13 protein-coding genes are annotated in these 11,981 nt (G+C 69.3%); 7 read left to right on the top strand and 6 right to left on the bottom strand.

Features of this window, described 5'->3' with window-relative positions; genetic code table 11:
* Positions 1-5 precede the first annotated feature (5 nt).
* The 3 genes from VHAB30_RS09100 to VHAB30_RS09090 all read right to left on the bottom strand — a co-directional run bounded on the left by VHAB30_RS09100 (position 6) and on the right by VHAB30_RS09090 (position 3,313).
* Positions 6-929: a crotonase/enoyl-CoA hydratase family protein gene (locus tag VHAB30_RS09100; protein ID WP_062472565.1), complete on the bottom strand. Its 924-nt coding sequence runs from the start codon at positions 927-929 to the stop codon at positions 6-8.
* Positions 930-1,029: 100 nt separating this feature from the next.
* A complete protein-coding gene (locus VHAB30_RS09095; RefSeq protein ID WP_390903989.1) occupies positions 1,030-2,505 on the bottom strand; it encodes a sensor histidine kinase in 1,476 nt (491 codons plus the stop codon).
* Between the two features lie 79 nt (positions 2,506-2,584).
* Positions 2,585-3,313, bottom strand: a complete 729-nt coding sequence (locus tag VHAB30_RS09090; RefSeq protein ID WP_070060847.1) for a response regulator transcription factor — start codon at positions 3,311-3,313, stop codon at positions 2,585-2,587.
* 97 nt (positions 3,314-3,410) lie between these two features.
* On the opposite strand from VHAB30_RS09090, the gene VHAB30_RS09085 reads away from it, so the two are divergent.
* The 4 genes from VHAB30_RS09085 to msrA all read left to right on the top strand — a co-directional run bounded on the left by VHAB30_RS09085 (position 3,411) and on the right by msrA (position 5,977).
* Positions 3,411-4,034: a cytochrome b/b6 domain-containing protein gene (locus VHAB30_RS09085; RefSeq protein ID WP_159276767.1), complete on the top strand. Its 624-nt coding sequence runs from the start codon at positions 3,411-3,413 to the stop codon at positions 4,032-4,034.
* Positions 4,031-4,825 (top strand): molybdopterin-dependent oxidoreductase, encoded by a 795-nt coding sequence (locus VHAB30_RS09080; RefSeq protein ID WP_159276765.1) that lies wholly within the window; start codon positions 4,031-4,033, stop codon positions 4,823-4,825. The genes VHAB30_RS09085 and VHAB30_RS09080 overlap by 4 nt, the downstream gene beginning before the upstream one ends.
* 108 nt (positions 4,826-4,933) lie before the next feature.
* The gene (locus VHAB30_RS09075) at positions 4,934-5,185 is read left to right on the top strand and encodes a pentapeptide MXKDX repeat protein (protein WP_095745469.1); all 252 of its coding nucleotides are present in this window, start codon (positions 4,934-4,936) and stop codon (positions 5,183-5,185) included.
* An 87-nt stretch (positions 5,186-5,272) separates the two neighbouring features.
* Positions 5,273-5,977, top strand: coding sequence for a peptide-methionine (S)-S-oxide reductase MsrA (msrA, locus tag VHAB30_RS09070; RefSeq protein ID WP_159276763.1), 705 nt, complete (start codon positions 5,273-5,275; stop codon positions 5,975-5,977).
* A 19-nt stretch (positions 5,978-5,996) separates the two neighbouring features.
* Here msrA and VHAB30_RS09065 read toward each other — a convergent pair whose 3' ends face one another.
* Positions 5,997-7,292, bottom strand: coding sequence for an acetyl-CoA hydrolase/transferase family protein (locus tag VHAB30_RS09065; protein WP_159276761.1), 1,296 nt, complete (start codon positions 7,290-7,292; stop codon positions 5,997-5,999).
* A gap of 8 nt (positions 7,293-7,300) precedes the next feature.
* Positions 7,301-8,203, bottom strand: a complete 903-nt coding sequence (locus VHAB30_RS09060; protein ID WP_159276759.1) for a LysR substrate-binding domain-containing protein — start codon at positions 8,201-8,203, stop codon at positions 7,301-7,303.
* Between the two features lie 139 nt (positions 8,204-8,342).
* Between VHAB30_RS09060 and VHAB30_RS09055 the strand changes: the two genes are divergently transcribed.
* Positions 8,343-8,747, top strand: coding sequence for a RidA family protein (locus VHAB30_RS09055; RefSeq protein WP_159276757.1), 405 nt, complete (start codon positions 8,343-8,345; stop codon positions 8,745-8,747).
* The gene (locus VHAB30_RS09050; protein ID WP_159276755.1) at positions 8,744-9,838 is read left to right on the top strand and encodes an oxidoreductase; all 1,095 of its coding nucleotides are present in this window, start codon (positions 8,744-8,746) and stop codon (positions 9,836-9,838) included. Before VHAB30_RS09055 ends, VHAB30_RS09050 begins: the two co-directional genes overlap by 4 nt.
* On the opposite strand, the gene VHAB30_RS09045 is transcribed toward VHAB30_RS09050, so the two are convergent.
* The gene (locus VHAB30_RS09045; protein ID WP_159276754.1) at positions 9,835-11,007 is read right to left on the bottom strand and encodes an NAD(P)/FAD-dependent oxidoreductase; all 1,173 of its coding nucleotides are present in this window, start codon (positions 11,005-11,007) and stop codon (positions 9,835-9,837) included. The two genes, VHAB30_RS09050 and VHAB30_RS09045, sit on opposite strands and share 4 nt — an antisense overlap.
* Positions 11,008-11,084: 77 nt before the next feature.
* Between VHAB30_RS09045 and VHAB30_RS09040 the strand changes: the two genes are divergently transcribed.
* Positions 11,085-11,978, top strand: coding sequence for a LysR substrate-binding domain-containing protein (locus VHAB30_RS09040; protein WP_159276751.1), 894 nt, complete (start codon positions 11,085-11,087; stop codon positions 11,976-11,978).
* Positions 11,979-11,981 lie beyond the last annotated feature (3 nt).

Here is an 11,981-nt window from a genome sequence, read left to right as displayed (position 1 = left end):
CGCGCTCAGCCGCGCGCAGCCAGCTTCGCTTCGAGCTCGGCGATGCGCGCCCTCGCCTCGTCGCCTTCAGGAATCGGCCGGCCGCTGTCGCGCCACTGCACCGCGCTCTTGAAGCCTTCGGCCTCCGCCTGGCGGCGGAACCACATGCCTTCGGGGTTGTGGCGCGTGATGCCGTCGAACACGGTGGCGAACATCTGGGTCTGCTCCAGCCCCATCGAATGCCAGACCTGGTTGACGACCATCTTGTGCATCATGAGGTGCGAACTGGGCACGCCCGCGATGCGCTGCGCGAGCGCCAGCGTGGCCTCGTCGAGCTGCGCCGCGGGCACCGCGAAGTTGGCCAGGCCCCAGTCGGCCGCCTGCGTGCCGGTGATGGTGTCGCCGGTGAACATGAGCTGCTTGGCGCGCAAGGCGCCGAGGCGGTAGGTCCACATCGCGGTGGTCGGGCAGCCCCACACGCGCGTGGGCATGTAGCCGATGCGCGCATCGTCGGCCATGGTGAGCAGGTCGCAGCACAGCGCGATGTCGGAGCCGCCGGCCACCGCGTAGCCGTGCACCTTGGCGATGGTCGGCTTGCGGCAGCGCCACAGCGACATGAAGTCTTCGGTGTTGCGCTTCATGGCGGCGTAGTCGAGCATCGGGTCCCACGGCGTTTTCTCCTGCCGGCAGGGATGGTCGGCCTGGCCTTCGCGGCCGTGGCCCTCCGCGTAGTCGCCCAGGTCGTAGCCGGCGCAGAAAGCGCGCCCCGCGCCCTCGACCACGATCACATGCACCTCGTCGTCGGCCTCGGCCCACTCGACCGCGCGGCGGATGTCGGTTGGCGTGCTGTCGCCGATGGCATTGAGCTTCTCGGGGCGGTTGAGCACGAGGCGCGCGATGCGCGGGTGTTGCGGGTCCTTGTCGATCAGGACAGTCTCGAAAGCGGGCATGGTCGGTGGTCTCCTTCTGTTCTTGGGGGGTGATGCCGCTTCGCTTGTAGCATCGCCCGCCGCCCGCTGGCAAACCCGCCGACCACCGGGTTCAACGCCTTCAGCGCCCTGTTGCGCCCCCGAGCCGGAACAGGAACACCGCGCCCTTGCCCGCCTGCGGCACGAGCCGGATGTCGCTGCCGTGCAGCTGCAGGATGCGCTGCACGATCATCAGCCCCAGCCCGCCGCCGCGCGTGCCGCCATCGGCAAAGGCAGGCCGCGTGAACAGGCCCTTCTGCAGCTCGCCCGGAATGCCGGGGCCGGTGTCGCTCACCTGCACCGCCACGCCGGCGTCGGCCGGGCGCAGGCGCACCTCGATCTCGCCGCCGGCCGGCGTGTGGCGGATGGCGTTGTCCAGCAGGTTGGTCAGCACGCGCTCGATCATGCCGAGGTCGGCCGACACCACGGGCAGGTTCGGCGCGATGTCGGGCTTGAGCTGCTGGCGCCGCGCCTCGGCCGCGAGCTCGAACTTCTGGAACACGTCCTGCACGAGGTCGGCCAGCGCAAAGTTTTCTTTCTCGGGCTTGACCACGCCGTACTCGAGCCGCGCCAGCTCGAACACCTCCTGCGCGAGCCGGCCCACCTTGCGGCTCTGGCCGAGCGCAATCTCCAGGTAGCGGCGGCGCTCTTCCTCGCTGAGCGTGCCGGCCTTGAGCAGCAGCGTCTCGAGGTAGCCGTGCAGCGAGGTGAGCGGCGTGCGCAGGTCGTGCGAGATGTTGGCGAAGAGTTCGCGGCGCTGGCGGTCCTGCAGGCTGAGTTCGCGCCATTGCTCGGCAATGCGGCGCGTCATCTGCGCGAAGGCCTGCTGCAGCTGCGCGATCTCGTCGTCGGCGTGGCGCGGCGGCGCGGGCATGGGCGCCTCGCGCTCCAGCGCCTCGATGCCCTCGGCCTCGAAACGCCGCACCGCCGCCGTCAGCTCGCGCAGCGGCCGCGTGATGAGGCGGAACGCCACCAGCCCGGCGATGAGCCCCAGCAGTGCCACCAATGCCATCGACCACAGCGTGGTGCGCAGCACGGTGTCGGCCGAGAGGTTGGCGGCCAGCGCGTCGTGGTCCTCGCCTTGCAGCACCACGTACACATAGCCGGCGTCGCGCCCGCCCATGCGCAGCGGCGCGGCGCTGAAGACCTTGGCACCGTCGACGCTGCGCGGATCGTCGCCCGCGATGGGCAGCCGCTCGCCGGCCAGCAGCCGGCGGATGGGGCCGAGCGCCACCTTGTCGCGCTTGAGGTGCCCGGGCGGCGCGGCCTGGGCCTCGATGCGGCCGTCGAGCCCCAGCACGTAGACCTCGACGCTGGGGTTGACGGTCATGAGCTTGTCGAACAGGTCTTTCACCGCCACCGGGTCGAGGCCGCCGGGTTTCATGAGTTCGGTGTTCTGCGCGATGTGGGCCGCGAGCCCCAGCGACAGGCGCTGCGTCACCTCTTGCGCGTGCTGCGCGCCCGCGCGCATCTGCAGCCACGCCGAGGCGCCGCAGCAGGCCAGCAGCAGCACCGCGAACGCGATCGACAGGCGCCGCGACAGCGTGGCCCAGGCCATCGTCATTGAAGCACCCTTGGCGCTTCGCGCCTTCCCGCCAGGCGGGAGCGAGCTTGCTTGGGGCGGCCCGGCGCGGCGCTCATACGTCACCCTTCGGTGCGGCGTCGTCCGCCGCGAGCTTGTAGCCGCGCCCCCACACCGTGAGGATGCGCCGCGGCGCGGCCGGGTCGGCCTCGACCTTGGTGCGCAGCCGGTTGATGTGCGTGTTGACCGTGTGCTCGTAGCCGTCGTGCTGGTAGCCCCAGACCTGGTTGAGCAGGTCGAGGCGCGAGAACACCTTGCCGGGATGGCGCGCAAAGAAGTACAGCAGATCGAACTCGCGCGGCGTGAGTTCGATGGGCTTGCCGTCGACGCGCACCTCGCGCGCCAGCGGCTCGATGTCGAGGTTGCCCAGCGTGAGGCTGCCCGACTCCAGCCGCGCGTTGCGCGCCAGCGCGTCGGTGCGCCGCAGCAGCGCCTTCACGCGCGCCACCAGCTCCAGCACCGAGAAGGGCTTGGCCAGGTAGTCGTCGGCGCCCAGCTCCAGCCCGAGGATGCGGTGCACTTCGCTCGAGCGTGCGCTCACGATGATGATGGGCGTGTAGCGCGCCATGGCACGGGCGCGGCGGCAGATCTCGAGGCCGTCGATGCCGGGCAGCATGAGGTCGAGCACCAGCGCGTCCCACTGGCCGCGCTCCAGCGCGCGCAGGCCGGCGTTGCCGTCGGCGGCGTGCTCGACCGCGTAGCCCTCGTCGCGCAGGTGCATGCGCAGCAGCTCGGCAATGTGGGCGTCGTCCTCGACGATCAGCACGCGTTTGGCGGTGTCCATGGCCGCGATTGTCCCGCGAGACGCCCCTCGGAGTTATCACGAATCCTTGAACTTTGCGTGATGAATCGGCGAGGGGGTGCGCCCAACAATCCGGCCCATGCAGACACGCTCCGCCCCTGACCACCGACCGATCCACCCGCTGTGGATGCGTGTCACGCACTGGCTCAACGCGCTGGCCGTGCTGGTGCTGGTGACCAGCGGCTGGCGCATCTACAACGCGGCGCCCTTCTTTGCCTTTCGCTTCCCGGCCTCGATCACGCTGGGCGGCTGGCTCGGCGGCGCGCTGCAGTGGCACTTCGCGGCGATGTGGCTACTGGTATTCAACGGGCTGGTCTACCTCGGCCTGAACCTCGCCAGCAGGCGCTTCGCGCGCAAGTTCTTCCCGCTCACGCCGGCCGGTCTCTGGCGCGATGCGCGGGCCGCGCTCGGCGGCAGGCTCTCGCACGCCGACCCGCGCCACTACAACCATGTGCAAAAGCTCGCCTACCTGTTCGCGATCGTCGACCTCGTCGCGATCGTGCTGTCGGGGCTGGTGCTGTGGAAGTCGGTGCAGTTTCCGCTGCTGCGCGAGCTGCTGGGCGGCTACGAAGCCGCGCGCCGCGTCCACTTCGTGGCGATGGCCGCCCTGGTGGCTTTCGTTGCCGTGCACCTCGTGATGGTGGCGCTCGTGCCCCGCACCCTGCTCACCATGCTGCGCGGTCGCGCGCCCCACACCCCATGAGCCTCTTTTTCAAACGCCCTCCCCTGGTCGGTGTCGACGGCGACGCCGTGGTGCGCGAAGCCCGCGCCCTCATCGAGCGCCGGCTCGACGCCCCCTCGCGCCGCCTGTTCCTGCGCCGTTCGCTGACGCTGGGCGGCCTGTCGATGCTCACCGGCTGCAGCATCAGCGATGACAGCCACGTGGAAGCCGCGCTCGCGAAGGTCTCGCGCTTCAACGACGAGGTGCAGGGCTGGCTTTTCAGCCCGACGCGGCTGGCGCCGACCTACACCGAGGCCGAGATCACGCGCCCCTTTCCGTTCAACGCCTACTACGGCGAGGACGAGGTCCGCGAGGTCGACGAAGCCACCTACCGTCTCGAAGTGAGCGGCATGGTCGCCGACAAGCGCCGCTGGACACTCGCCGAGCTGCGCGCCCTGCCGCAGCAGGACCAGATCACGCGCCACATCTGCGTGGAAGGCTGGAGCGCCATCGGCAAATGGGGCGGCGTGCGTTTTGCCGATTTCCTGCGCCACGTCGGCGCGGACCTGAGCGCGAAGTACGTCGGCTTCCAGTGCGCGGACGACTACCACACCAGCATCGACATGCCGACCGCGCTGCACCCGCAGACGCTGCTGACGCTGAGCTACGACGACCAGCCGCTGCCGCCGAAGTACGGCTTCCCGATGAAGCTGCGCATGCCGACCAAGCTTGGCTACAAGAACCCCAAGCACATCCAGGCGATGTACGTGACGAACACCTATCCCGGTGGCTACTGGGAAGACCAGGGCTACAACTGGTTCGGAGGGAGCTGAGGGGCTGCCGCAGCCGCTCGACTGCCGAAGAAAGCGTGAGGCCGTGTCTCCATCTGGGACCGCGCCGATCTTGACAACAAAACCCAACCTCAACTCAGGAAGACCGACATGAACAAGCTCACCGCCACCCTCCTCGCCACCTGCATGGCCTTCGCCGGCGCCTCGGCCTTGGCCGCGGACGACATGGCCAAGGACGGCATGAAGAAGGACAGCATGGCCAAGGACGGGATGAAGAAAGACGCCATGGGCAAGGACGCCATGAAGAAGGACGGCATGGCCAAAGATGGCATGAAGAAAGATGCCATGGCCAAGGACGAAATGAAGAAGGACGCGATGGGCAAGGACGAGATGAAGAAGTAAGCCGCCTTCTCCCCGGCCCCGCCGCCATTGACGGCCGGCGGGATCGGGATCACTGTTCCTTTCCTGCGCTCCCTACGAAAGACCGCCATGAAATCCTTCGCCATCGCCGCCGGCGCGCTCGCCGCCGCCGCCTTCGCCTGGCACGCGGCCCCCTCCTTCGCCGAGACCGCGCGCCGCGTACCCGCGCCCACGGTCGACCTCACCGCACCCGCAGGCGCCACCACCGCCACCGCCGTGTTCGCAGGCGGCTGCTTCTGGGGCGTGCAGGGCGTGTTCCAGCGCGTCGAAGGCGTGAGCAATGCGCTCTCGGGCTACGCGGGCGGCGAGGCCCGCACTGCGCGCTACGACGAGGTCGGCTCGGGCCGCACCGGCCATGCCGAAGCCGTGCGCATCAGCTACGACCCGCGCAAGGTCAGCTACGGCAAGCTGCTGCAGATTTACTTCTCGGTGGCGCACGACCCGACCCAGCTCAACCGCCAGGGCCCCGACACCGGCCCGCAGTACCGCTCCACCGTGTTCGCCGAAAACGCCGACCAGGCCCGCATCGCCAACGCCTACATCGCCCAGCTGAACCAGGCCAAGACCTTCGGCAACAAGCCGCTGGCGACCACGGTCGAGGTGTCCAAGCCCTTCTATGCGGCCGAGGACTACCACCAGGACTACCTCACGCTGCACCCGAACCAGCCCTACATCGCGATCAACGACCTGCCGAAGATCGACGACCTGAAGAAGCTGTTCCCCGAAAGCTACAAGGCCACGCCGTCGCTGGTGCGGGCGGCCAAGGCCAGCTGAGCGGCGCTCTGCGCCACGCTCACAGCAGCTTCGCGCGCTTCGCCTGCTCCGTCAGCTCCGCCCGGAAGTCCGGGTGCGCAATCGCGATCAGCTCCTGCGCGCGCTGCTTGGCCGACTTGCCGCGCAACTGCGCCACGCCGTATTCGGTGACGACGTAGTTGATGTCGTTCTTGCTCGTGCTCACGTGCGTGCCCGGCGACAGCGAGGGCACGATGCGCGAGATGGTGTCGTCCTTGGCCGTCGAAGGCAGCACGATGAAGGCCTTACCGCCGCGCGAGCGGTTGGCCGCACGCACGAAGTCCGACTGCCCGCCCGTGCCCGAGTACGGCGCGTGGCCCAGGCTCTCGGAGCCGCACTGGCCCAGCAGGTCGATCTGCATGGTGGCGTTGATGGCGATGAGGTTGTCGTTCAGCCCCGCCAGCGCCGGGTCGTTGGTGAAGTTCACCGGGTGCATCTCCAGCCCCGGGTTGCGGTCCATGAAGCGGTACAGCTTGTTCGATCCCAGCGCGAAGGTCGCGACCGACTTGCCCGGCAGGTAGTTCTTGCGGCGGTTGGTGACCGCTCCGCTTTCCACCAGCGTGAGGATGCCGTCGCCGATCATCTCGGTGTGGATGCCCAGGTCGCGCTTGCTCGTGAGCTGCATCACCACCGCGTCGGGAATGCCGCCGTAGCCGATCTGCAAGGTGGCGCCGTCGTCGATCAGGTCGGCCACGTGCTTGCCGATGGCTTCCTGCACCGGGCCGATCTTCGGCAGGCCGACTTCCATCACCGGCTCGCTGCTTTCCACCAGCGCCGCCACCTGCGAGATGTGCACGTGGCAGTTGCCGTGCGCGTAGGGCACGTTGGGGTTCACCTCGAGCACGACCGCGCGCGCCTTCGCCACGGCGGCCATCGTGTAGTCGGGGCCCAGGCTCAGCGCGAAGTAGCCGTGCGCGTCCATCGGCGAAGCCATGCTGAACACCACGTCGGCCGCGATCTGCCCGCGCTCGATCTGCGCCGGGATCTCGGAGAAGTAGTTGGGAATGAAGTCGATCCAGCCTGCCTGCCCGCCCGCGCGCGTGGCGCCGCCGAAGAACAGCGCGACGTGGCGCACATGCTCGACCGTCTCGAGGTCGATGTAGGCGTACTTGCGCATCGCCAGGATCTGCGCCACCTTCACGTCGCGGAAATCGCGGCGCTGCTCCGACAAGGCGGTGAGCAGCGAGGGCGGCTCGCCGACGCCCGTGGGCACGATGATCATGTCGCCGTTGCGCACCTGGCGCACGGCATCGGCGGCGGAAACGCGCTTTTGCGCGTACAGGGTCTGGGCAGTCATGCCTGCCACTATGCCTTCTTTTCGCCGCCGCCGAACTCGCGGTGTACCCAGTCGCGCAGCACGACCGTGGCGGGGCGGGTGGCGGCGCGCGGGCTGTAGACCAGGTCGTAGCGGTAGCTTTCCACCGACAGTTCGAAGGGCTGCACCAGCAGGCCCGACGCCAGCTCGTCGGCCACGAGCGCCAGGCTCAGCAGGCCGACGCCCTGCCCCGCGACCGTGGCCTGCACCGCGTGGATCTCTTCGGTGAACGACAGGCCGGCCTGCGCATCGACGTCGGTGCGGCCTGCGCGCGCGAGCCAGGTGCGCCACACGGGCGCCAGCGTTTCGTCGCGCCCCGCGCGGCCCCATTCGAAATGGATCAGCGAGACGGCCTTCAGGTCCTGCCGCGCCGCGACCGCCAGCGCGGGGCTGCAGACCGGCGCGTAGTGGTCCTGGAACAGCGGCTCGACGACCAGGTCGGCGTAGCGGCCGTTGCCGTAGCGGATCGCCGCGTCGGCCTCGGTGTCGAGGTCGACGACCTGGTTGGTGGCGTCCAGCCGCAGCGTCCATTCGGGATGCAGGTCGCGGAAGGTGCCCGCGCGCGGCGCCAGCCGCCGGGCCATGAAACCGACCGTGGACGACAGCGTGGCGATGCGCGTGCCCTTCAGGCGGCGCACGCCGTCGACAGCGCGCTCGAAGCTGTCGAAGCCGTCGCGCAGCGCGGGGAACAGCTGGTGGCCGGCGGCCGTCAGGTGCACCTGCCGCGTGCCGCGTTCGAACAGGCGCACCTCGAGCGTTTCCTCGAGCTGCTTGATCTGGTGGCTGACGGCGGTGGGCGTGACGTGCAGTTCGTCGGCGGCGGCCTTGAAGCTCAGCCGGCGGGCCGCGGCCTCGAACACGCGCAATGCGCCCAGGGGAGGAAGTCTTCGCATGCAGACAGATTAGCTCAACTCATCCATTGGCTGAAAAATCAGCCTTTGTCGGGCGCCCTCTTCATCCCTAAATTTCAGGTGTCGCGGGAAGAAACCACTTCCACGGCTGATCTGAAATTCACCATCGAAGGCACCTGTCATGCAACTCCAGCCCAAGCAGATCCATACGCAGCCCGACCCCTACGCCCCCTTCCTGCTGTCGCAGGCCATCCAGCTCGGCAACCTCGTGTTCGTGTCCGGCCAGGCCGCGATCGGCGACGACGGCGAGATCGTCGGCAAGGGCGACTTCGATCGCCAGGCCGAGCAGGCCTTCAAGAACCTCGACCGCGTGCTGAGAGCTGCAGGCACAACCCTGGGTAGCGTGGTCAAGGTGACGATCTTCCTGACCTCGATGAGCCACTTTCCGAAGATCGTCGAACTGCGCCGTCAATGGTTCTCGGCGCCCTACCCGGCCGACACCATCGTGGAGGTCTCGGGCCTGTACTCGCCCGACGCGATGATCGAGATCGAGGCCATCGCCGTCGCGCCCGGAGACGCCCGATGAGCACGCCGCTTCTCGCGCCGGCGAAGCTGCACGGCCTGCAGCTGCCCAACCGGCTCGCCGTGGCGCCGATGACGCGCGTCAGCGCCTCGCCCGAGGGCCACGCCAACGGCACCATGGCCCGCTACTACGAGCGCTTTGCGCGGGGCGGCTTCGGGCTCGTCATCACCGAAGGCATCTACACCGACACGGCGTACGCGCAAGGCTATGCCCGCCAGCCCGGCCTCAGCGACGGCGAACAAGCCCGCGCGTGGCGCCCGGTGGTGAAGGCGATCCAGGGCGCGGGCGGGCGCGCCATCGCGCAGCTCATGCATGCGGGCGCGCTGTCGCAGTTCAACCGCTTTCGCGACCACACCGCAGGGCCGTCGGCCGTTCGCCCGCTGGGCATGCAGATGGCGGCCTACCGCGGCGAAGGCGAGTACCCCGTGCCCCGCGCGATGACCGACGCCGACATCGCCGAGGCGATTCGCGGCTTCGCCCGGGCCGCGCTGCTGGCCATGGAAGTGGCGGGCTTCGACGGCGTGGAGATCCACGGCGCGAACGGCTACCTGCTCGACCAGTTCCTGGGCGGCCACACCAACACGCGCACCGACCGCTGGGGCGGCGCGCTCGCGCAGCGCGTGCAGCTCACGGTCGAGGTGGTGCGCGCCGTGCGGCAGATGCTGGGCGCCTCGGCGCCGGTCGGCGTGCGCATCTCGCAAGGCAAGGTCAACGACTTCGGCCACAAGTGGCAGGAAGCCGAGGCCGGCGCGGCGACGGTGTTCGGGGCCCTGGCGCACAGCGGCATCGACTACCTGCACGTCACCGAGTTCGAAGCCTGGCGACCGGCCTTCGGCGATGCGGGACCGAGCCTGCTGCAGCTCGCGCGCCGCCACGCGCCCGGCCTTGCGATCGTCGCCAACGGCAGCCTGCACGACCCGGGGCGCGCCGAAGCGGCGCTTGCGGACGGCGCCGACTTCGTGGCGCTGGGACGCGGCGCGCTGTCGAACCCCGACTGGCCGAAGCGGTTGAAGGAAGGCCGCGCGCTCGCCGCGTTCGACCCGGCGCTGCTATCGCCCGCGGGGGACATCAAGCCGGCGGAGCAGCAACCCTAGATGATGTTCTTCTCGCGCAGCGGTCGGTTCTCGAGGACGCGCGCGAACGACAGCGGCGACAGGTCGAGGCTGCGGTAGCCGCCGAAGCGGATCAGCTCCGCGATGCCGCGCCCCGCCGCCGGGCACTGCTGCAGCCCGTGGCCCGAGAAACCGTTCGCGAGGTAGAGGTTGTCGCAGTCCGGGTGCAGGCCGAGGATCGCGTTGTGGTCGAACACGTTCATCTCGTAGTAGCCGGCCCAGGCGCCGGTCATGCGGACGGCCTCGAAGGCCGGGATGCGTTCGGCCAGCGCCGGCCAGATGAAGTTTTCGAAGGCCTCGTGGTCGACTTCGAGCGGTGCATCGTCGGGGTCCCGGTCTTCGGGCGGCGCAAAGCCGCAGATGAACTGGCGACCTTCGGGCCGCAGCCAGATGCCCGAGGTGTCGATCACCAGCGGGCAACCCGGCAAGGTGCTCGGGCATGAAAAGCTGAACACGCTGCGGCGTCGCCCGTGCACGGGCAGCGCGATGCCGGCCCACTGCGCGACCGGCGCCGCCCACGCGCCCGCCGCGTTGACGACGATGTCCGCATGCAGCGTGTCGCCGCCGTCGAGCTGCACGCCGGTGACGCGGCGCCCCTCGCGCCGCAGGCCCGTCGCCTGCGCCTGCACATAGTGCACGCCTTGCGACACCGCCTTCTTGCGAAAAGCCTGCAGCAGGCTGTAGCCGTCGTACCAGCCCTCGCCCGAAAGGCCGAGCGATGCGAGCGCGATGCCCTCGGTCGAGAGCCACGGGAAGCGCGCCTTCAGTTCCTTGGGCGTCAGCAGCGCCACGTCCACCGCATGCGCCTTCTGCGTCGCGTGGTTCTCCCGCAGCACGTCGACACCCGCCGGCGAGGCCAGGTACAGGTAGCCCGGCTCGACCAGGCCGATGTCCGGCACGTCGTCACTCACGCGCAGGGTCTCGCCCAGCGTGCGGAAAAAGTCGATGCCGTAGAGCGACATCTCGATGTTGATGGCGGTGGAGAACTGCTGCCGGATCGAGCTGGCCGACAGCGCCGACGAGGCCTGGCGGTACGAGAAGTCGCGCTCCACCACCGTGATGTCGAAGGCCTCGCTCGCCGGGTCGGCGCCCAGGAAGTACGCGATGGCCGAGCCGATGGCCCCGCCGCCGATGATTGCCACACGCCGCATGAGATGCCTTTCCGTGTCTTCGATGTGCGGGCCCGGGCCATTGCTCGGGCCGCGCAAGCTCCCGCCAGAATAGCGCGATGAGAAAAGACATTCCCAACCTCGGTGCGCTGCAGGCCTTCGAGGCCTCGGCGCGCCTGGGGAGCTTCACCCGCGCGGCGACCGAGCTGGCGCTCACGCAAAGCGCGGTCGGGCGCCAGGTGGCGATGCTGGAGCAGCGCCTGGGCGTGCCGCTGTTCTCGCGCGTGCGCAAGCGGCTCACGCTCACCGACGTGGGCCGCGAGTACGCCGCGCGCATCCGCCGCCACCTCGACCAGATCCGCCGCGACACGCTGGAGATCAGCGCCGGCCACGAGATGGGCTTCGTGCTCGAACTGGCCGTGGTGCCGACCTTCGCCACGCAATGGCTCATTCCGCGGCTGCCCGATTTCAGCCGGCTGCACCCGAACATCACGGTGAACCTGTCGGCGCGCTCGCAGCCCTTCTCGTTCCAGGAAAACGCCTACGACGCGGCGATCTACTTCGGCGACCAGTTCTGGCCGAACACGCGCGGCGGGCTGATCTTTTCCGAAGGCGAGATGGTGCCCATCTGCAGCCCCGCGTTCCGCGACGCGCACGCCCGGTGGGACGAAGCCGGCTTCGAGCGTTGTCGCCACGTGCACCTGAGCACGCGCGCCCATGCGTGGCGCGACTGGTACGCGCAGCAGGAGTGGGAGTACACGGTGCAGGCCTCGCGCGGGCCGCGCTACGAGCTGTTCACCATGGTGGTGGCCGCCGCGGCGGCGGGCATGGGCGTGGGGCTGGCGCCGCGCATCCTGGTCGAGCAGGAACTGCGCACCGGCGAACTCGTGATCCCGGTGGACCGGCACCTGGACGTGCACCAGGGCTACTACTTCGCGTACCCCGAAGGCCGGCCGGCCTCCGGGGCGCTGGAGCACTTCAAGCAGTGGGTGCTGGGGCTGACACCCGACTGAACC

It is taken from the genome of Variovorax boronicumulans, from assembly GCF_009811375.1.
GTDB lineage: Bacteria > Pseudomonadota > Gammaproteobacteria > Burkholderiales > Burkholderiaceae_C > Variovorax > Variovorax boronicumulans.
Note: the sequence above shows the minus strand (reverse complement) of the source record. Positions and strands in the feature narration are given on the sequence as shown.